Origin of the sequence: Methylobacterium sp. J-072 (assembly GCF_022829425.1) — a bacterium.
Lineage (GTDB): Bacteria > Pseudomonadota > Alphaproteobacteria > Rhizobiales > Beijerinckiaceae > Methylobacterium.
In genome coordinates this window covers 74,538-93,735 of the sequence record NZ_JAKSYK010000172.1, presented here as the reverse complement: position 1 = coordinate 93,735, position 19,198 = coordinate 74,538, and the positions used below count along the sequence as shown (strand labels likewise).

The following is a 19,198-nucleotide window of genomic DNA, read 5'->3' as shown; positions in this document are numbered from 1 at the left end:
GCGCCGAAGATCCGGGCGCGATACGCCTTCGGAAACCAGTAGGTCAGGTACAGGATCACCCCCGGGTAGAACCCGGCCTCGGCCGCGCCGAGCAGGAAGCGCAGGATCAGGAAGCTGGTCGCGCCCTGGACGAACATCATGGCGGCCGAGAGCAGGCCCCAGGTGATCATGATCCGGGCGATCCAGCGCCGGGCGCCGACCTTCTCCAGGATCAGGTTGCTCGGCACTTCGAAGATGAAATAGCCGATGAAGAAGATCCCGGCGCCGAGCCCGAACACGGCCGGGCCGATGCCGAGATCCGCATTCATCCGCAGGGCGGCGAAACCGACGTTGATCCGGTCGATATAGGCCATGACGTAGCCGACGAAGAGCAGCGGCATCAGCCTGAAGAACACCTGCCGGACGATCCGGTCCTGTTCGCTGGCGATCATGGTGTCCTCGTTGTTTTTTGGTTTGTTTTTTGCTGACGGTCATCGCCAGCGAAGCGACCCGGTGCGGCGCGCGATCCCCGAACGATGCGTGTCCCGGGTTTGCTTCGCGGTGCTCGCAATGACGGTGGAGGCGTCTCGCCCCCTTTTAGAAAGCCGGCTCGAGACCGCTGGCGCGGTAGGCCTCCGCCGCCTCCGGCGTGGTCAGCCCGGCCAGGAACCGCAGGGCGCCGTCCCGGTCGGTGGCGCCGCGCAGGATCGCGGCCGAGAAGGTCGTGACCTCTTGCACCGGCTCCGGGAACGGCCCGACCACCGCGATGCCCGGCACGACCATCAGCTCGCTGATCTGCTGGACCGCGATGTCGGCCTCGCCCGAGACCAGCTTCTCCGCCGTAAAACCCTGCGGGATGATCGTCGCCCGGGCGTTCACCGCGTCTTCGAGGCCGAGCCGCGGCAGCAGGCCGGCGAAGTAGATCCCGCTGGCGCCGGTGCGCGAATAGGCGACGGAGCGCGCCGCGACGAGCGTGCGCTTGAGCGCCTCGACGCTGCCGATATCGGGATGCGCCGCCCCGGCCTTCACGGCGATGCCGTAGCGGGAGCGGACCGCGTCGACCCGGGTCTCCGGCTCGACCTTTCCGGCGGCGATCAGCCGGTCCATGGCGTCGGAGAGCACGAACACCGCGTCGGCGGTCTCGCCGGCTTCGAGGGCCTTCATGATCACTGCGGTGGGCGCCCAGTCGATCGCCGCCCGGCCGCCCGCCGCCTCGAAGGCGGGGACGACATGGGCGTCGAAGGCGCCCCGCACCACCAGGGCGCATTTCAGCCGCGTCGCTCGCTGGTCGTCCGCCATGCCGGTTCCCATCGTCTCGGGTTCTGTGCTCACCGGGCCGGCGGCTCGGCGCGGGAATAGTCGAGGGCGGTGAAGCCGCCGCCCTGGTAGCGCTCGATCACCGGGTTGCCGCTGGTCTTGGATTCGAGCACCGGGGCGTAGGCATCGGCGCTGTCCTGCGGCGCCCAGCCGATCACGTCGCGGCCGTCCCGGCGCCACCAGGTCATGCGGCTGTTGTTCGAGGCGCCCCAGATCACCACCGAGCCCTTCGGCCCGAGGCTCGGGGCCAGGGTGGCGCGGGTGATCAGCCGGGTCAGGTCGGCGTAGGACAGCCAGGTTGCGAGCATCCGGGCGTCGATGGGCTCCGGGAAGCAGGAGCCGATGCGCAGGAACACGCTCTCGACACCGTGCTTGTCCCGGTACAGGCCGCCCATCAGCTCGCCATAGGCCTTGGACAGGCCGTAATAGCCGTCGGGCGCGAGGGCGCAGTCGTCGTCCAGCACCTCGCTGCGTTCGTGGAAGCCGATCGCGTGGTTCGAGGAGGCGAACACCATCCGGGCGCCTTCGCGGCGGGCCGCCTCGTAGGCGTGGTAGAGCCCGCGGATGTTCGGGCCGATCACGGTCTCGAACGGGTGCTCCACCGAGATCCCGCCGAAATGCAGGATCGTGCCGCAGCCCTCCGCCAGCCGCAGGATCGCCGGGCCGTCCTCCAGGTCGGCAAGCTGGAAGCGCGCGCCCTCGGGCAGCGGATCGGGGAAGGGCACCCGGTCGGTCAGGCGCAGCGCCCAGCCCTGCGCACCCAGCGCCTTCGTCAGCACCCGGCCGAGAGCGCCGGAGGCGCCTGTCAGCAGGACGGGTTTTCGCGGGGTCGTGTCGGTGGGTTGGGTCATCGGATTCGCTCCGGGATCAGGCGGTTTTCACCGCGTTGAGGGGCGGGGCCGCCTGCGGGCTGTGCGGGCGCCTCACGAAGATCGCCATCGCGATGACGCCGGCGGCCGCGATCACGGCGGCGATGACGAAGGCGCTGGCGTAGCCGCCGAGATACTGCACGGCGAATCCCGTAGCGGTCGGCCCGATGATGCCCGAAATGTTGCTCAGCAGGTGGATGAAGCCGCTGACGCCACCGACCCGCGCCTCCGGCACCAGTTCGTGGATCGTCGCCCAGCAGGATTGCACCGAGCTCGTCAGCATCAGAACCGCCAGCGCGATCAGCGAGACCGCCGCCGCGGCGTTCGGGGCGGCGTTGACGGTGATCAGCGCGACGCCCGCGATGGCGAGCGGCACGATCGTGGTGATCTTCCGCGCGGCCAGCTTGTCGTCCATGCGCTTGTACAGCAGGTCGGCGACGATGCCGCCGCCGACATAGCCGACGAAGCCGCAGGCCCAGGGGATCGACGCCACGAACGCCATCTGCTGCACCGGCATGTGCAGGGCGTCGGTGAGGTAGCTCGGGAGCCAGGAGAGGAAGATGTACAGGGTGTAGTTCACCGCGAACATGCCGAGCCCGAGCGACAGCGTGCTCGGCAGGAACAGGTAGCCGCGTAACGACCGCTCGTGGTCGGAGGCCGCAAGATGCGACACGGACCGGCTGCGCTCGACGAGATCGATCTCCTCCGCGGAGACCCGGGGATTGTCCCGGGGCCGGTCGGTCATGAGCATTCGCCACGCCACCACCCAGAGCAAACCGACGGCCCCGATGGCGACGAAGGCCACCCGCCAGCCGTACTGGATCGCCAGCAGGCCAACGACGGGCGCCGCGATGGCGCTGCCCACGGTCTGGCCCGAGAAGGTGAAGCCGATGGTCCGCGCCGTCTCCTCACGGGGAAACCACGTGGTGATGGTCCGGTTCGTGGTGGAGTTCATCGGCCCCTCGGCGAAGCCGAACAGGGCGCGGACCACGAACATCTGGGCGAAGCCGGTCACCGCGCCGGTGAGCATGCACAGGACCGACCAAGAGGTCGCCGCCCAGGTGTAGACGCTGCGCGGGCCGTAGCGGTCGGCGAGCTGGCCGCCCACGAAGGCGAACAGGGCGTAGCCGAAGAAGAACGTGCTGAAGATCACCCCCAGCTCGGAGGGCGACAGGTTGAGGTCCTGCTTGACGAAGGGCGCGGCCACGCCGAGCGCGGCGCGGTCCATGTAGTTGATGATCCCGGCGATGAAGAGCAGCGTCGCGATCAAAAACCTGTATCGTTTGGCAAACATCGGGCTTCCTCCGGGATCGTCATGTTTTTGGTGTGTATTTTTATAGGAACGCGATCGTGCAGGGGCTCGGGCTCTGGCGTGAGCCCGTCGGTGTGAGGTCGCCGCTGCCCGGGTCGATGGCGAACGCGGCCAGGCTGTCGCCCTGCTCGTTGGCGACCAGCAGGTGGCCCCCGTCCGGCGCCAGCGTCATGAAGCGCGGGTCCCGGCCGCCCGACGGCGTCCAGCCGGCGGGTTCGAGGCGGTCGCCGTCCACCCGGAAGCGCGCGATCCCGTCCTGGCCGCGGTTCGAGGCGTAGACGAAGCGGCCGCAGGGCGTGACCACGATCGCCGCCGCCGTGCTGGCAGCGAAGAAGTCGGGGGGCAGCGTCGGGGCGAGGTGGAGCGGCGTGAGCGTCCCGGATCCCGCATCCCAGCGGCAGGTCGCGACGGTGGAATCCAGCTCGTTGACCAGGAAGGCCAGCGCCCCGCCGGGGTGGAACGCGATGTGGCGCGGGCCGGCGCCTGGGCGCAGCACGGCTTCGGAAACGATTTCCAATTCGTCGCCGTTGAGGCGGAGGACGAAGACCCGGTCGAGACCCTTGTCGGGCACGAGCACGTGGCCTCCGTCCGGCGACAGGACGACGTGGTGCGGATGGGCGCTCGCCTGCTCGGTCCGGTGCGGGCCGGGCTCGCCCGGCATCGGCAGGACCTGCGCGGCCGGCTTCAGCCCGCCATCGGGGCGCAGCGGCATCAGCGCGACCGAGCCGCTGGCGTAGTTGGCGACGATCAGGAATCGCCCGCTCGGGTCGAGCGCCTGGTGGACGCTGTTGGTGCCGCCCGTCTCGGCGCTGCCGAGGCTGCGCAGGGTGCCGTCGGGCACGGCCGCGAAGGCGGTGGCCCACGTGCCGTCGCCCTGGACGGTGTAGAGCACCAAGCGGGCCGGATCGGCGACCAGGAAGGACGGGTTCTCCAGCCCGTCGACCCGGCCGAGATGGGTCCAGTCGTCGAGCCCGGCCCCGACGCGGTAAACGTCGATGCCCTGGCCCCGCGCCCGGCGGCGCGCGGTGGTGAAGCAGCCGACGAAGGCGAGGCCGAGGGGCGGGCGGGGCGCGTCGTCGGTCATGCCGGTCTCCGGGTCAGCTTCGCCGCGGGACGCGGCGCAGGAAATCCGGGTTGAGCTCGGTCAGGCGGTTCACCCCGATCAGCGCCATGTCGCGGTTGAGCTCCTCCTTGAGGATCCGCATGGCGTGCTCGACGCCCGCCGCCCCGCCGAGCGCCGCGCCGAACATGAACGGCCGGCCGAGCAGGACGAAGTCGGCGCCGAGCGCCAGCGCCTTCATCACGTCGGTGCCGCGGCGGATGCCGCTGTCGACGATGATCTTCAGGCTGCCCTTCTTGGCGGCGATCTCCGGCAGCACGTCGAGGGGCGCGATGGCGTGGTCGAGCTGGCGGCCGCCATGGGTCGACAGGATGACGCCGTCGGCGCCGCAGCCTTTCGCGATCTCGACATCCTCCGGGGCGAGGAGCCCCTTCACGAGGAGGTTGCCGGACCAGCGCTTGCGGATCGCCTCCAGGTTCTTCCACGAGAGCTGGTCCCGGGCGATGGTGTTGCGCACCGCCCCTTGCGACATCATAGGCGGCCCGCGCTCGGCCTCGGTGTTCTCGAAATGCGGGGCGCCGTGCTTAAGGAAGGTCCGGGCCACGGTGCCCAGCAGCCAGCGCGGGTGGGTCGCGCTCTGCCACGCGACCTTGGGCGTGACCTTGATCGGCATCGAGAAGCCGCTGCGGGTGTTGTGCTCGCGGTTGCCGAGCGTCGGGGTATCGGCGGTCACTACGAAGGTCCGGTAGCCGGTGGCCGCGACCCGGTCGAGCAGGCGGTCGATCCGGGTCTGGTCGCCGGGCAGATAGCCCTGGAACCAGGCCTGCGGGTTCTGGGCGTAGACATCCTCCAGCTTGATCAGCGAGGAGGCGCTGAGGATCATCGGCAGGTTCATCCGCCGGGCCGCCTCGGCCAGGACGATGTCGCCGCGATAGGCGATGAACGCTGCCCCGCCGAGGGGCCCGATCCCGAAGGGCGCCGCGTAGGTGTGGCCGAACAGCTCGGTGGCGGTGTCGCGCCCCGAGGTGTCGCGCATCAGACGCGGCACCAGCGCGTAATCGGCATAGGCGCCGCGGCTATGGGCGAGCGCCGCCCCGGTCTCGGCGCCGCCGGCCACGTACTGGAAGATCATGTGCGGCAGCAGCCGGCGGGCGTGGCGCTCGAAATCGTCGAGCGCCAGCAGATCGCGGAACCGGTAGGGCGTGACCGCGTCGCTGCGCTTGAGACTGGTGACGAGAGCCTGCGGGCCGGCAATGCCGGGCGCCTCGGCATCGGCCTGGTCCACAATGGCCGAGTCGCGCTCCGTCGCCTCCGGGCCGGAGGCCGGTTGGTCGAACGTCGCCATCCGTTCCTCCCTAAATTCCGCCGAGCCTGGATCCCCCCGGCTGGACAATTTTTTGAAAGCGCTTTCAGATAGCCAGCCTCGCCCGGTGGTGTCAATATACTGCCGGTCCGCGCCGGGCACAGCGATGCGGGCAGGGTTCGCCAAGGAGAGTCGGATTTCAGTGCTGGACGTGCCGGGAGAGATTTTGGAACCGCTCGCGCGCAGCCCGGTGGCGCGGGACGTGGCCCATCGCGCCGGGGTCTCAACCGCGACGGTGTCCCGGGTCTTGAACGGCTCGGCCGGGGTCCGGGCCGACAAGCGCGAGGCCGTGATGCGGGCGGCACAGGATCTCGGCTTCGTCGCCAACGGCGCCGCCCGGGCGCTCTCGACCCGCCGGTTCATGGCGGTGGGCGCGGTGGTGCCCAACATCGAGAACGAGGCGTTCGTGCGCGTCCTGTCGAGCTTCCAGGAGCGGCTGCGCCAGGCGGGCTACACGCTGGTCGCAGCCAATGCCGGCTACGACCTCGAGGACGAGCTGCGCGAGGCGACTTTCCTGCTGGAGCGCGGCGTCGACGGGTTGATGCTGGTCGGCGACATTCACCACCCGGATCTCCATACCCGCATCGCCCGGCACGGCATCCCGATGGTGCAGACCTTCAGCCTGTCGCGCGAGCGCCCCTGCGTCGGCTTCGACAACGCCGCCTCCGCGGCCCGGGCGGCGAATTACCTGATCGATCTCGGCCATCGCCGCATCGGGGTGATTTCCGGCTTGCGCAAGGACAACGACCGCGGCGGCGCCCGCGTCACCGGCATCGCCCAGGCGCTGGCGGCGCGCGGCCTGACGCTCGCCCCGGAGCACGACATCGAGATCTCCTACGGCATCGGCGGCGGACGCGACGGCTTCCGCCAGATGCTGGCCGGGGGGCCGCCGCCCACCGCGATCATCTGCGGCACCGACCAGATCGCCTTCGGCGCCATGATCGAGGCCCGGGCCCGGGGGCTCGACGTGCCCGGCGACCTCTCTGTGATCGGCCACAACGATTCCGACATCGCGCCCTTCCTCGATCCGGCGCTGACCACCATCCGGATCCATTCCGCCGAGATCGGCCACGCCGCTGGGGATCATCTGATCGCCCGGTTGCAGGGTCGGCCGGTGGTGCGCCTCACCCAGATCGACGCCGAGCTGATCCTGCGCGCCAGCACGGCGCCGCCGCGAAGATAGGCCCGTGACCGAAGCGGATCGGCGATATCTTGCCACCGCTTTGAAATCGCTTACAAGACGCTGAACGGCGACCGGACGTCGAACCGCGCCACATCCCGGGAGACAGCATGGCCCCCCGCATCGTCCTCTTGCACGCGACGCCGGTCGCGATGGCTCCGATCCAATCGGCCTTCAAGGAGCGCTGGCCCGAGGCCGAGACGGTCAACCTGCTGGATGACGGTCTGTCCCTCGACCGGGCCAAGGAGCCGGGCGAGATCTCCGAGGGCATGATCGACCGGTTCGTCCGGTTCGGGCGCTACGGCCACGACATGGGCGCCGACGGCATCCTGATCACCTGCTCGGCCTTCGGGCCGGCCATCGACCGGCTGATCGAGACCGTGCCGGTGCCGGTGCTCAAGCCGAACGAGGCGATGTTCCGCGCTGCCATCGCGCAAGGGCAACGCATCGGCATGCTGGCGACCTTCGGCCCCTCGATCGGCACCATGACCGACGAGTTCGAGGAGTTCGTCGGCCAGGCCGGGCGGCCCGCGACCCTGCGCACGATCCTCGTCGACGACGCCATGGCCCGCCTGCGTGCCGGCGACGCCGAGACCCACAACCGGCTCATCGCCGAGCGGGCGCCCGAACTGGCCGATTGCGACGCGATCATGCTGGCGCATTTCTCGACCTCCCGGGCGGCCGAGGCGGTGCGGGCTGCCGTCGCTATCCCGGTCCTGACCGCGCCCCATGCGGCGGTGGACCGGATGCGCGCCATGATCGAGACGGCTGAGGGGGTCTGATCCATGAAGCTCGGTGCCTTCTCCGACCGCCTGAGCGGCCATTGCGGCTTCCTGTTCACGGAACTGCCCCTGCCCGAGCGGTTCGCCGCCGCGGCCAAAGCCGGGTTCCGGGCCGTGGAGCATCCGAACCTGTTCGCGACGCCGGCGGCAGAGGTCGCGGGCTGGCTCGAACGGGCCGGCGTGCCCCTGGTCCAGACCGGCTTTCCGGCGGGCGACGCCTCCAAAGGCGAGAAGGGCTCTGCCGCCCTGCCGGACAAGGTCGCCTTTTACCGCTCCACCATCGAGCCGACCCTGGATTACGTGGAGCAGCTCGGCTGCCGCATGGTCCATCCGATGGCCGGCGTCCGCCCAGCCGGGGCCGAGCCCGCGCGGCTCTGGGCCACCTATCTCGACAACCTCGCCTTCGCGGCCGACGCCGCCAAGGCCCGCGGCATGACCGTGATCGTCGAGCCGATCGGCCCGGGCTCGATCGCCGATTACGTGATCGACGACCCGCTCAAGGCCGTCGAGGCGATCCGGGCGATCGGCCGGGACAACGTCAAGCTGCTGTTCGACGCCTATCACTGCGTCTGCCTCGGCCACGACCCGGCGGCGCTGATTAGGGCGCACGCGCCGCTGATCGCCCATGTCCAGATCGCCGACGATCCGGGCCGCCACGAGCCCGGCACCGGCACCATCGCGTTCGACCCGATTGTCGAGGCCCTGGAGGCGGTGGGCTATGCCGGCTTCATCGGCTGCGAATACCACCCAGCCGCCGGCACCGAGGCCGGCCTCGGCTGGATGCGCGCGGCCTCGGCATAGGGCCGGCGGCCCTCAGAATCGCGCCGCGACGCCGCCCAGGATGGTGCGCGGCTGGCCCGGGGTGGCGTAGCGGTTCTGGAAGGCGCGGTCGTAGTAGGTCTCGTCGAGCAGGTTGTCGACGTTGAGGTAGACCCGGACATCCGGCGTGATCTGATAATACGAGATTAGGTTCACCACCGTGTAGGCGGGCATCGTGAAGGTCGACAGGGCCGTCCCGGCGGCGCGCTGGCCGACGACGTTCAGCCCGCCCCCGAAGCCGAACCCCTTCAGGGCGCCGCCCTGGATCTCGTAGACCGCCTGCAGGGCGAGGCTGTTGGCCGGGACGTTGGCGAGCCGGGTCCCGACCGGGAGCGTGTTGTCCCGCGCCACCGCCGCATCGATAGAGGTGTAGGTGCCGATGAGCCGCAGGCCCGGCGCCAGCTCGCCTGCCACGGTGAGATCGAAGCCGCGGCTCTGCACCACGCCGGCGGCGACGCTGAAGGCGGAATCGAGCGGATCCGTGGTCGGGACGTTGGTGCGCCGTATGTCGAACACGGCCGCGGTGGCGTTCAGGCGCCCGTCGAGCAGGCCGACCTTCACGCCGGCCTCGTAGCCCTCGCCGCCCTCGAAGGCGAGGGGCTGGCCGCGCCGGTCCAATGTGGTGCTGGGCTTGAACGAGCGCGCGTAGTTTCCGTAGACCGAGACCGCGTCGGACAGGTCGTAGACCAAGCCGAAGCGCGGCAGCGCCTCCGTGCCTTGGAGGTTGGTGGTGCGGTTGGTGAGGTAGGATGTCGAGTCCTGGCCGACATCCTCGACCCGGACCCCGACCAGGGCGTGCAGCTGGGGCGTGATGTCGATCTGGTCCTGGACGTAGCCGGCGAAGCTCTCGGTGTGCTGCAGGAAGTTGGTGATGGTGGGCAAGCTGCGCGGCAGCGCCTGGCCGTAGCGCGGCGCCAGCAGGTCGAGCAGGAACGGGAAGGGCGCGGCGTTCGACCGATCGAAGACCTCCCGGTAGCGGTAGCGGTCGTATTCGAGGCCGAGCAGCAGCGTGTGGTGCAGGAAGCCGGTGTCGAACTTGCCGGCCAGGTTGACCTGCAGATCGGTGTCCGACCAGGTCAGGTCGCGCCATTCCAGGTTTCGGCGCAGGGTGCGGCCGTCCGGCAGGAAGCCGTTGGCCGCGGCGCCGACGCCCCAGCTCTTCAGGGATCCGCCGAGCACCTGGGCGCCGGCCGTGAGCACCCAATCCGGGTCGAACCGGTGCTCGATCCGCACCTGGCCGAGGGCGTCCTGGACCACGCTCTGCGGCAGGCCCGGTTCGCTCAGAAAGCGGGAACGCGGCACGTTGCGCAGCCGGCCCTGGAGGGGGACGATGCCGCGGTCGAAGGTCGTGCCGGTGCTGACAAAGGCGCCTTCCAGGGTGACCGTCGTGTCCGCGCTGGGCTTCCACGCGATCACGGGCGCGACGTGGTAGCGGTCGCCGCTGACGAAGTCGCGAAAACTGCCGTTGTCCTCGACCGCGCCGCTGATGCGGGCGAGCACTTGGCCGTCCGCGTCGAGCGCCCCGGTGGCGTCGAAGGTGCTGCGCTTGGCGCCGTAGCTGCCGTATTGCGTCCCGATCGCCAGCGACCGCTCGGCCAGGGGCTGCTTGGTCACGATGTTGAAGGTGCCGCCGGGATCGCCCCGGCCGTACAGGAAGGCCGAGGGCCCCTTGAGCACCTCGATCCGCTCGATCGCCACGACATCGGGCGTGTTCGGGTAGCCGCGATTGATCGGGAAGCCGTTGCGATAGTAATCGAACACGGAGAAGCCGCGGATCGTGACTTCGGTCAGGCCCAGGCCGCCGAAATTGTTGGAGCGGCCGACGCCGGCCAGGTCGAGGGCGGTGTCGATCCGCGTGGCCGCGGCGTCCTCCAGCACCTGCCGGGGCACCGGCACCACCGTCTGCGGGACATCACGCAGCGGCGTGTCGGTGCGGGTGGCGCTGACGCTCCGTGACGGGGCGTAGCCCTCCGGGGCCTGGGAGGCGCTACCCTGGCCGGTGACGGAGAGCTCCTCAAGAATGACTTCCTGATTCGGATCGGATGCAGGTTTCGCCCAGGCGCAGTCCAAGTTGAGGAGTGGGCCATGTCCGACAAAAAAGGCCAAGACGGCAACCGCGAGTATCGAATAGGAAGTATTCGATCCGGATTGAGAAGAATTTTTCGCCACGTGCTCAGGCCACGCTACATCGAGGCCGCCGAGATGGTGGAGTGGGACCGGTAGGGTCAAGCTTGCCGAGCGAAGCCCGCGCGGCGCAAAACTTGGAATGATTTCGATCTGGCTGCGGATTAGCTTACGAAGACTCGAAGCTGCTCCACGGCATCTTCGACCTGTTGCCGCCCGGCAACATTCTTGCCAGCTGATTCAGACCGGTTTCGCGGGTGCGGCTCCGCTACGCAGTGCCGAGCAGCCGTGCCCGGCGCTCCAGCACCGCTGGCCAGACCTCCGGGTTGACGAGCCGCGGCGGGGTCTCGCCCCGCAGGAGGCCGATGATCTGCTCGGCGCCCCAGGAGGCCACGTTGCGGCGCGCCTCATGGGTGACGCCGGCGGTGTGGTAGGTCGCCACCACAGTGTCGAGCCTGAGCAGCGCCGAATCCAGGGGCGGCGGCTCGGGCGCCCAGACATCGAGGCCGGCCCCCGCGAGATGGCCGGAGGCCAGGGCTTCGGCGAGCGCCCCCTCGTCGTGCACGCCGCCGCGCGCCGTGGTGATGAACAGCGCGCCGGGCTTCATCGCCGCAAAGGTTTTGGCGTCGAAGCTGCCGCGGGTCGTGGCGTCGAGCGGGCAGTGCAGGGAGACGATGTCGGCCTCCGCAAGCAGCCGCGCCCGGTCCACCGGCTCGGCGCCCCGCGCCCGAATCTCGTCGGCCGAGAGCAGCGGGTCATAGGCCAGGACCCGCATGTCGAAGCCGCGGGCGAGCTTGGCCACCTCGCGGCCGGTATGGCCGATGCCGACGAGACCCAGCGTCGCGCCGCCGATCTCGTGGCCCATCAGCGATTCCCGGGAGAAGCCGCGCGCGGTCCGCAGCAGCCGGTCCGAGACGCAGATCTTGCGGGAGACGGCCAGCATCAGGCCGATCGCCAGCTCCGCCACTGAGCGGGCATTGCCGCCGACCTGGTTGACCACGGCGATTCCGGCCCGGGTGCAGGCGGCCGCGTCCACCGTGTCGAAGCCCGCCCCGCCCGAGGAGACCGCGAGCAGGTTCGGGCAGCCGGCCAGCAGTTCGTCCGTCACGTGCCAGCGGCGGGGCAGCTCGTCCCGGGCCGGGGAGACGTGGAAGACATGGGCCTGCGCCAGCTGGGCCTCGAGCGTTTCCGCCGGGCCCTGCAAGTCGCCGACCTGCAGGTCGATGTCGGGTTCGGCCCTCAGCCGCGCGTCGAAGACCGGGTTGATCCAGAGATTGAACCGGCAGACGCGCTTGAGGGCCGCCATCGGGTCAGCCTTTCACGACGGCGTCGATCGCATCGACCACGTGGTCGATGTTGTGGGTGTTGACCGCCGCCACGCAGATCCGGCCGGTCTCCAGGGCGTAGACCTCGTGCTCCTCGCGCAGGCGCGTGGCTTCCGCGGGGGTCAGGCCCGTGTAGGAGAACATGCCCTTCTGCGCCTTGATCGCGTCGAAGCCGCGTTCGGGATGGCGCTGCTGCAGGCTGTCGGCCATGCGCACCCGCATGGCGCGGATCCGCTCGCGCATCTCAGCCAATTCCCGCTCCCAGTCGGCCCGCAGCTCCGGATCGGTCAGCACCATCTCGACGATGGCCGCGCCATGGGTCAGCGGGTTCGAGTAACTTGCCCGCACCAGCCGCTTGGCCAGGGACTCGACCTTGGTCTTCATCGCCGGGGTCTCGGCCACGATCGTCAACGCGCCGACGCGCTCGCCGTAGAGCGAGAACGACTTCGAGAACGACGAGGCGATGAGGAATTCCTGGCCCGTTTCGGCGAACAACCGCACCGGCGCGGCGTCCGCGTCGAGGCCGTCGCCAAAACCCTGGTAGGCGATGTCGAGGAACGGGATCAGGCCGCGCTCAGCCAGCAGAGGCGCGAGGTCGCTCCACTCGTCGGGCGTCAGGTCGGCGCCGGTCGGGTTGTGGCAGCAGGCGTGCAGCACCACGATCGAGCCCTTCGGCAGCTTTTGCAGATAGGCGCGCATCGCCGGGTAATCGGCGCCGCCGGTCTCAGCCGAGAAGTACGGATAGTCGACGACCGTGAAGCCGGCCTGGGTGAACAGCGCTTTGTGGTTCTCCCAGCTCGGGTTGCTCACCGCCACGGTGGCGCCGGGCTTCAGCCGGGCCAGCACGTCCGCGCCGGTCTTCAGAGCGCCGGTGCCGCCGATGCTCTGGAGCGTGGCGGTGCGGTTCTGCTTCAAGATCGGGGCGCCCTCGCCGAACAGCAGGGCCTGAACCGCATCGCGGAACGGCTTGGTGCCCTCGATCGGCCGGTAGGTCTTCGGCAGGCCCTTCTCGATCCAGCGCTTCTCGGCGGTCTGCACGGCGCGCAGGCGCGGCACCTTGCCGTCGGCATCCGTGTAGACGCCGACCACGAGGTTGAGCTTTTTCGTGCTCGTGTCTGCGTTGAAGGCCTCGAACAGGCGCATGATCGGGTCGAGCGGCGCGTCCTGGATGCCGGCGAACAGCGAGGTCATGATCGTCAATCGTCCCAGAGGGTCTTCGATGCGGCGCGAGCGGGCGGGTCTATCCAAAGTCGCGGGCCGGCCGACGCCCTTATTTCCCACATCGCGTCCGCCCGCCAGCGCTTCCGCGCGCGGCAGCATCCCGATCCGCTCAACGATCAACGGCTTCTGAAACCGCATCCGCGTCCGCGAAGACGCCGATGCGCGCTTTTCGCCCGGCCCGACCGACCCTAACGTGTGCGGATGAAGCACAGTCTCGCCCCGATCGTTGCCGGCCTCCTGTTCGCGGCACCCGCCGCCGCGCAGGCGCCCGTGCGGATCGGCCTGTCGGCGCCGCTCTCGGGGCCGGATGCCGCCTACGGACAGGGGCTTCGTCAAGGCGCCGAGCAGGCGGTGGCCGATCTCAACCGGGCCGGCGGCGGGCGGCCGAAATTCGCCCTCGTGCCGGTGGATGATGCCGGCGAGGCCAGACAGGCTGTCGCCACGGCAAAGAGATTCACGGCCGACGGCGTGCGCTTCGTGATCGGACCGTTCGAATCCGGGGCGGTCGCCGCGGCGGCGCCCGTCTACGAAGAGGCCGGCGCCGTGATGATCGCGCCGGGCGCCACCTACGCGCCCCTGACCGGCCGCGGCTTCGGGACCCTGTTCCGGCTGGCTCCGAGCGACACCCAGCAGGGGCGGGCGGCGGGGAGCTATCTGGCCAAGGCGTTCGCCGGGCGACGGGTCGCCATTCTCAACGACCGCTCGACCTACGGGCGCGGCCTCGCCGAGGCGGTGGCGGCGCAATTCAAGGAGGCCGGCACCCCGGAGGTGTTGTTCGACGGCTTTCCGCGCGGCACCCGCGACCTCTCCGATCTCGTCGGACGGCTGAAGGCGGCCCGGGTGGAGGCGGTGTATTTCGGCGGCCTCGCCCCGGAGGCCGCCACGCTCGTCCGCGCCCTGCGCGAGGCCGGCATCGCCGCGCCGCTGGTGGCGAGCGACGGCATCCTCGATCCCGCCTTCGCGGCCATCGCCGGTCCGGCCGGGGAGGGGACCGTGATGACCCTGCCGCCCGATCCGCCGCGCCTGCCCGAGCCGAAGGGCGGCAAGGCACCGGCGCGCAGTGCCGAGGCCGAGAGCGTGGCGGCCTCGGGCTACGCGGCGGTGGAGATTCTCGCCCAGGCGCTGGAGCGCGCCCGCGGGGCGGATCCGAAGGCCGGGCGCATCCCGGACGGCCGCAAAGTGGCCGAAGCGCTGCATGGCACCCAGCCGGTGCGCACGATCCTCGGGCCGGTCGGCTTCGACGAGCGCGGCGACCGGGCGTCCGGCGCCGTCACGGTGCGGGTCTGGCGCCGGACGCCCGACGGGCGCCTCGATTACGCCGGCAACGACATCTCCGGGCCGTGAAACCGAGCCGACCCAATCCATCCTTCAGGATGTTTTGCTGAATGTCCCCCCGAAGATGGCCGTGCTCTCGCGAAAGTTGGCGTCAAATCAGGGTCCGCGCGCGTCATTCAGGGCCCGATATCCCGTGTGATGCGCGCAGCGTGACTTGCAGCGGGATCGTGCGACGACTAAATGCGGGCGGCGTCGCTCAGCAGGCGCGGACCGTCCGTCGGATCGGATCCGCGCCCTGCGGCGTTTCCCGAGCTTGATGACAGCCGTAGAAGTTTTGCCGGAACGCCTGCTGCCGGACGGTCCGACTGGAGAAGGTGCATGGCGAAAGAAGAATTGATGCAGTTCGACGGTCTCGTGATCGAGATCCTGCCGGACGCGCGCTACCGCGTGCAGCTCGACCAGGGCCACGAGATCGTGGCCTACACGGCCGGCAAGATGAAGAAGAACCGCATCAAGACGCTGGCCGGCGACCGGGTCACGGTCGAGATGTCGCCCTACGATCTCGAGAAGGGCCGTCTCGTGTTCCGGCACAAGGACGAGCGCTCCGCGGGTCCGCGTCCGCAGGTGCGGGGCGGTCAGTTCCGCCGCCGTTGAGGCCCGTGCGCGCGACCCGGGTCTCCTCGGTCGCGCCGGCCTATCTGCTTCTCACCCTCACGGCGCTGCTCTGGGCGGGGAACGCCGTCACCAGCCGTTGGGCGCCGGGCCATATCTCGCCGCAGGTGATCACCACGTTGCGCTGGGCGGTGGCCTGCACGGTGCTCGCGCCGTTTGCGGCCCGCAAGCTCTCGGCGGAATGGCCGCTCCTGCGCCCGCACTGGCTGCGCATCCTGCTGATGGGCGGCCTCGGCTACACCGCGTTCAACTGTCTGTTCTATGCCGCCGGCGTCCATACCGGCGCGGTCAACCTGGCCCTGTTCCAGGGGGCGATCCCGGTCCTGGTGATCGTGCTCAACCGCCTCGCCTACCGGGTGCCGGTCACCCTCGGGCAGATGCTCGGCGTGGTCCTGACCCTGATCGGGGCCGGCATCGCGGCGACCCACGGCGACTGGACGGTGCTGACCCGCCTCGATTTCAACCGCGGCGACGTGCTCGTGTTCGGGGCCTGCTTGCTCTACGCGGGCTACACGATCTTTCTGCCGACGCGCCCGAAAGTCTCGGCCCTGGCGTTCTTCGCCGCCATGGCGATCGCCGCCTTCGTGACCTCGCTGCCGCCGCTCGCCGTGGAGTGGGCCACCGGTCATGCGGTCTGGCCGGGGCCTGAGGGCTGGGCGATGGTGGCCTTCGTCGGCCTGGGGCCGTCGCTGCTGGCGCAATTGTTCTTCATGCGCGGGGTCGAACTGATCGGCCCGAACCGGGCCGGCCTGTTCGTCAACCTCGTGCCGATCTTCGGCGCGGGCCTCGCCGTCCTGCTGGTCGGCGAGCCGTTCGGGGCGATTCAGGCGGTCGCCCTGGCTCTCGTGCTTGGGGGGATCGCCTGTGCCGAGCGTCTGAAGCCGGCGCTCGCCGCCGAGGCGACCTCTGACGCCGCTTATTCGCAGACGCGCACGCGCCGGATGTAGACGTCGCCGTAGGGATCGACGGTGCGGCGGCGCTCGAAGTGGCAGACCGGACCGTAATCCTCTTCCACGTAGACCGGGGGCGGGGCGCGATAGACCGGGCGGCCGGGATAGTAGCCGTTGTTGGACGACGCGATGGCGCCGCCGACCGCGAGGCCGCCGAGCACGCCGAGGGCAGCCGCGCCGCCGGCGCCGATCCCGTCACGGGCCTGGGCGGCCGGCGCGAGGGTGGCGAGGCTCCCGACGATGAGGCTCGTCGCGAGAAGGTACTTCATGACATTCCCCCTGATGGGTGCGATTCGGTCCGGGATAGGCTGACTACCACATCCCAGCTTTGGGGCGTTTGTTCGGCCGCACATCCCGACTTGACGTGGGGTGTTCCGACGCACCAAACCCGGGCGAGAGCGACAAAGCGGAGGCCGGCATGGTGACACGGGGCTTCGTCGGGCGCAGGCAGCCGCCCGAGACCGGCGCGCGGATCCCGCCCGGCCAATATCTCACCGACGACTTCCCGATCCTCCAGATCGGCCCCAACCCGACCGTGGATCGCGCCACCTGGCGGTTCACGCTGCGCGAGGGCTCGCGGCCGATCAAGGCATGGAACTGGGACGAGTTCGAGGCGCTGCCCCGCACCACCTGGCAGGGGGACATCCACTGCGTCACCAAGTGGTCGAAGTTCGACACCGCCTGGGAGGGCGTGAGCTTCGACGACCTGCTGGCCGATGCCGGCATCACGGCGCCGACCGGCTTCCTGCTGGCGGAATCCTACGACGATTACACCACCAACGTGCCGGTGGCCGACCTCGTAAACGGCCGCGCCATGGTGGCGACCCGCTATGCCGGCCAGCCGATCCATCCGGACCATGGCGGCCCAGCGCGGCTGCTGGTGCCGCACCTGTATTTCTGGAAAAGCGCCAAATGGGTGAAGGGCCTGCGCTTCACCCAGACCGATACCGCCGGCTTCTGGGAGCTGCGCGGCTACCACATGTACGGGGATCCCTGGCGTGAGCAGCGCTACACCGGTGACTGAGCCAATCGTCTTCCGCTGGCACCAGGCCGAGATCACCGCGATCGCGCCCGTCACCCCGCAGGTGAAGAGTTTTCGGCTGCGCTCCGAACTCGCCCAGAGCTACCGCGCCGGCCAGCATGTCGATGTCCGCCTGACCGCCGAGGACGGCTACCAGGCCCAGCGCAGCTACTCGATCGCCTCGGCGCCGGACGGCAGCGGCACCCTCGAGCTGATGGTCGAGGCGCTGCCGGACGGCGAGGTCTCGGGCTGGTTCTCGCAAGCCGCCGAAATCGGCGATCGGGTCGAGCTGCGCGGGCCGATCGGCGGCTCCTTCTCCTGGGACGGTCCGGATGGCGGCCCGCTGCTGCTGGGTGCCGGCGGCTCCGGCGTGGTGCCGCTGCTGGCGATGCTGCGCCGGCGCGCGCAGGTCGCCCCGGAAATCCCGGCGGCCCTGATCTACTCCGCCCGCACCCGCGCGGAGGCGATCGCGCTGCCCGAACTGGAGCGGCTCGCCGGAGACGGCTCGGGATTCTCCCTGCACCTCACCACCACCCGAGATGCTGGCGGCCGGCGGATCGACGCCGCCCTGGTGGCCGGCGCCCTGGCGCGGATCGGCCAACCCGAAAAGGTCTTCCTCTGCGGCTCGAACCGCTTCGTCGGCGCCGCCTCGGACCTGATCCTGGCGGCGGGCGTCCCGGCGGGGGTGATCCGCACCGAGCGCTTCGGCAGCTGATCAAGGGCTGAAGATCAGCACGAGGTAGACGAAGAAGACCACGAGGTGCACCGCCCCCTCCAGCACTGTCGTGCGCAGGCCCGAGAAGGTCTGCATGCTCAGGATCAGCGTCACGGCGAGCAGCGTCATCTCGGTGGGCTTGAGGCCGAGCACGACGGTCTGGCCGGTGAGGAGGCCGATGGTGAGGATCGCCGGGACGGTGAGGCCCACCGTCGAGGTGGCCGCCCCCAGGCACAGGTTGATCGCCCTCTGCAACTCGTTGCGGGCGATGGCCTTCAGCGCCGAGATCGCCTCCGGGGTGAACACGATGGCGGCGATCAGCACGCCGCCGAGGGCGGAGGGCGCGCCCAGAGCCGCGATGCCGTGATCGAGGATCGCCGCCAGGCTTTTCGCCAGCAGCACGATCGGCACGACGTTGGCGAGCAGCAGGACGACGTGTTTGGCGATCCCACCGCCCGAGGTCGAACCCGCGCCGGACCCGGCTTCCGCCTCGACCTCGGAATCCTGGAAAAAGTCGCTGTGGCGGCTGGTCTGGATCAACAGGAATACGCCGTAGAGCGCCAGGGTGAAGACCGAGAAGGTGACCGCCTGGAGGGTCGTCAGGGTGCCGTCGGCGGTCGAGCTGGTGAAGTTCGGGATGATCAGCGCGATGGTGGTCAGCGGGATGATCACCGACAGGAAGGCCGAGGCCCCCTGCAGGTTGTAGCTCTGCTGGTGATGGCGCAGGCCACCGACCAGGAGCCCGAGGCCGACCACGCCGTTCAGCACGATCATCAGCACGGCGAACATCGTGTCGCGGCCCAGCGTCGGCGCCTCCTTGGCCGAGAGCATCACGGCCGAGATCAGCGCCACCTCGATGATCACGATGGACAGCGTGAGCACCAGGGTGCCCAGTGGCTCGCCCAGCCGATGGGCCAGATCCTCCGCCTCGTGCACGACCCCGAAGGCCGACCAGACGATCACCGCGAGCAGTCAAGCGAACAGGCCGCCCGCGAACCAGGGCTGTGCCAGGTCGCCGAGCCAGGTCTTTCCGAACCACGCGAAGGCGAGCACCGTCGCCCACGCCACCGCCAGCCGCAGGGCTCCCGTCATGGTCTTGGTCATCTCCGGTCGGATCGCTGTGATGGGGCGATGCACAGAACTAGGCCGTGTCATAGGTCGGATGACCGGCAAGGCCAGGGTTGCCCGAGCGCAGCGAGGATTTAGAGGTGGAC

The 19,198-nt window shown here is 69.9% G+C and carries 18 protein-coding genes and 1 pseudogene; 8 read left to right on the top strand and 11 right to left on the bottom strand.

Annotated features, from left to right (window positions below; all coding sequences use genetic code 11):
• The 6 genes from MKK67_RS19905 to MKK67_RS19880 all read right to left on the bottom strand — a co-directional run.
• A partial coding sequence (locus tag MKK67_RS19905) for an MFS transporter (RefSeq protein WP_243968615.1) occupies positions 1–431 on the bottom strand: 431 nt, incomplete at its 3' end.
• A gap of 145 nt (positions 432–576) precedes the next feature.
• Positions 577–1,278: a substrate-binding domain-containing protein gene (locus MKK67_RS19900; protein ID WP_279601728.1), complete on the bottom strand. Its 702-nt coding sequence runs from the start codon at positions 1,276–1,278 to the stop codon at positions 577–579.
• A gap of 29 nt (positions 1,279–1,307) precedes the next feature.
• Entirely contained in the window at positions 1,308–2,147 is an 840-nt protein-coding gene (locus MKK67_RS19895) for an NAD-dependent epimerase/dehydratase family protein (RefSeq protein WP_243968610.1), read from the bottom strand.
• A 16-nt stretch (positions 2,148–2,163) separates the two neighbouring features.
• Complete coding sequence (locus MKK67_RS19890; protein ID WP_243968609.1) at positions 2,164–3,459, bottom strand: MFS transporter; 1,296 nt, start codon at positions 3,457–3,459, stop codon at positions 2,164–2,166.
• Positions 3,460–3,499: 40 nt separating this feature from the next.
• Positions 3,500–4,561, bottom strand: a complete 1,062-nt coding sequence (locus MKK67_RS19885) for a lactonase family protein (protein ID WP_243968607.1) — start codon at positions 4,559–4,561, stop codon at positions 3,500–3,502.
• A 13-nt stretch (positions 4,562–4,574) separates the two neighbouring features.
• Positions 4,575–5,882, bottom strand: coding sequence for an alpha-hydroxy acid oxidase (locus MKK67_RS19880; RefSeq protein WP_243968605.1), 1,308 nt, complete (start codon positions 5,880–5,882; stop codon positions 4,575–4,577).
• A 184-nt stretch (positions 5,883–6,066) separates the two neighbouring features.
• Between MKK67_RS19880 and MKK67_RS19875 the strand changes: the two genes are divergently transcribed.
• The 3 genes from MKK67_RS19875 to MKK67_RS19865 all read left to right on the top strand — a co-directional run bounded on the left by MKK67_RS19875 (position 6,067) and on the right by MKK67_RS19865 (position 8,663).
• A complete protein-coding gene (locus MKK67_RS19875) occupies positions 6,067–7,083 on the top strand; it encodes a LacI family DNA-binding transcriptional regulator (protein WP_243968603.1) in 1,017 nt (338 codons plus the stop codon).
• Positions 7,084–7,190: 107 nt separating this feature from the next.
• On the top strand, positions 7,191–7,862 hold the full coding sequence (locus MKK67_RS19870) for an aspartate/glutamate racemase family protein (protein WP_243968601.1): 672 nt from the start codon (positions 7,191–7,193) through the stop codon (positions 7,860–7,862).
• 3 nt (positions 7,863–7,865) lie between these two features.
• Entirely contained in the window at positions 7,866–8,663 is a 798-nt protein-coding gene (locus MKK67_RS19865; protein ID WP_243968599.1) for a hydroxypyruvate isomerase family protein, read from the top strand.
• Positions 8,664–8,675: 12 nt separating this feature from the next.
• Here the strand turns inward: MKK67_RS19865 and MKK67_RS19860 are convergent, their stop codons facing one another.
• From MKK67_RS19860 to MKK67_RS19850, 3 genes are all read right to left on the bottom strand, one after another.
• Complete coding sequence (locus MKK67_RS19860) at positions 8,676–10,787, bottom strand: TonB-dependent siderophore receptor (protein ID WP_243968597.1); 2,112 nt, start codon at positions 10,785–10,787, stop codon at positions 8,676–8,678.
• A gap of 286 nt (positions 10,788–11,073) precedes the next feature.
• A complete protein-coding gene (locus MKK67_RS19855) occupies positions 11,074–12,111 on the bottom strand; it encodes a hydroxyacid dehydrogenase (RefSeq protein ID WP_243968595.1) in 1,038 nt (345 codons plus the stop codon).
• Positions 12,112–12,115: 4 nt separating this feature from the next.
• Complete coding sequence (locus MKK67_RS19850) at positions 12,116–13,321, bottom strand: amino acid aminotransferase (RefSeq protein WP_243968592.1); 1,206 nt, start codon at positions 13,319–13,321, stop codon at positions 12,116–12,118.
• A gap of 231 nt (positions 13,322–13,552) precedes the next feature.
• On the opposite strand from MKK67_RS19850, the gene MKK67_RS19845 reads away from it, so the two are divergent.
• The 3 genes from MKK67_RS19845 (at position 13,553) to MKK67_RS19835 (ending at position 16,245) form a co-directional block, all read left to right on the top strand.
• Positions 13,553–14,695, top strand: a complete 1,143-nt coding sequence (locus MKK67_RS19845) for a branched-chain amino acid ABC transporter substrate-binding protein (RefSeq protein WP_243968590.1) — start codon at positions 13,553–13,555, stop codon at positions 14,693–14,695.
• Between the two features lie 309 nt (positions 14,696–15,004).
• Positions 15,005–15,280: a translation initiation factor IF-1 gene (gene infA / locus MKK67_RS19840; RefSeq protein WP_007561169.1), complete on the top strand. Its 276-nt coding sequence runs from the start codon at positions 15,005–15,007 to the stop codon at positions 15,278–15,280.
• Entirely contained in the window at positions 15,277–16,245 is a 969-nt protein-coding gene (locus tag MKK67_RS19835; RefSeq protein WP_243968588.1) for a DMT family transporter, read from the top strand. Before infA ends, MKK67_RS19835 begins: the two co-directional genes overlap by 4 nt.
• On the opposite strand, the gene MKK67_RS19830 is transcribed toward MKK67_RS19835, so the two are convergent.
• A complete protein-coding gene (locus MKK67_RS19830; protein WP_243968586.1) occupies positions 16,215–16,517 on the bottom strand; it encodes a hypothetical protein in 303 nt (100 codons plus the stop codon). The genes MKK67_RS19835 and MKK67_RS19830 overlap by 31 nt on opposite strands.
• Before the next feature lie 149 nt (positions 16,518–16,666).
• Here MKK67_RS19830 and MKK67_RS19825 point away from each other — a divergent pair, with 149 nt between their 5' ends.
• Both MKK67_RS19825 and MKK67_RS19820 read left to right on the top strand, forming a co-directional pair.
• The gene (locus tag MKK67_RS19825) at positions 16,667–17,272 is read left to right on the top strand and encodes a sulfite oxidase-like oxidoreductase (protein WP_243968584.1); all 606 of its coding nucleotides are present in this window, start codon (positions 16,667–16,669) and stop codon (positions 17,270–17,272) included.
• On the top strand, positions 17,247–17,984 hold the full coding sequence (locus MKK67_RS19820) for an FAD-binding oxidoreductase (RefSeq protein WP_243968582.1): 738 nt from the start codon (positions 17,247–17,249) through the stop codon (positions 17,982–17,984). The genes MKK67_RS19825 and MKK67_RS19820 overlap by 26 nt, the downstream gene beginning before the upstream one ends.
• Here MKK67_RS19820 and MKK67_RS19815 read toward each other — a convergent pair.
• A pseudogene (locus MKK67_RS19815) lies at positions 17,985–19,076 on the bottom strand (calcium:proton antiporter).
• Positions 19,077–19,198 lie beyond the last annotated feature (122 nt).

Bases quoted from the DNA above. Each gene is read 5' to 3' on its own strand.
- MKK67_RS19900 (WP_279601728.1), bottom strand. From the start codon at position 1,278: ATGGCGGACGACCAGCGAGCGACGCGGCTGAAATGCGCCCTGGTGGTG.
- MKK67_RS19895 (WP_243968610.1), bottom strand. From the start codon at position 2,147: ATGACCCAACCCACCGACACGACCCCGCGAAAACCCGTCCTGCTGACA.
- MKK67_RS19890 (WP_243968609.1), bottom strand. From the start codon at position 3,459: ATGTTTGCCAAACGATACAGGTTTTTGATCGCGACGCTGCTCTTCATC.
- MKK67_RS19885 (WP_243968607.1), bottom strand. From the start codon at position 4,561: ATGACCGACGACGCGCCCCGCCCGCCCCTCGGCCTCGCCTTCGTCGGC.
- MKK67_RS19880 (WP_243968605.1), bottom strand. From the start codon at position 5,882: ATGGCGACGTTCGACCAACCGGCCTCCGGCCCGGAGGCGACGGAGCGC.
- MKK67_RS19870 (WP_243968601.1), top strand. From the start codon at position 7,191: ATGGCCCCCCGCATCGTCCTCTTGCACGCGACGCCGGTCGCGATGGCT.
- MKK67_RS19865 (WP_243968599.1), top strand. From the start codon at position 7,866: ATGAAGCTCGGTGCCTTCTCCGACCGCCTGAGCGGCCATTGCGGCTTC.
- MKK67_RS19855 (WP_243968595.1), bottom strand. From the start codon at position 12,111: ATGGCGGCCCTCAAGCGCGTCTGCCGGTTCAATCTCTGGATCAACCCG.
- MKK67_RS19850 (WP_243968592.1), bottom strand. From the start codon at position 13,321: ATGACCTCGCTGTTCGCCGGCATCCAGGACGCGCCGCTCGACCCGATC.
- MKK67_RS19845 (WP_243968590.1), top strand. From the start codon at position 13,553: ATGAAGCACAGTCTCGCCCCGATCGTTGCCGGCCTCCTGTTCGCGGCA.
- infA (WP_007561169.1), top strand. From the start codon at position 15,005: ATGGCGAAAGAAGAATTGATGCAGTTCGACGGTCTCGTGATCGAGATC.
- MKK67_RS19830 (WP_243968586.1), bottom strand. From the start codon at position 16,517: ATGAAGTACCTTCTCGCGACGAGCCTCATCGTCGGGAGCCTCGCCACC.
- MKK67_RS19825 (WP_243968584.1), top strand. From the start codon at position 16,667: ATGGTGACACGGGGCTTCGTCGGGCGCAGGCAGCCGCCCGAGACCGGC.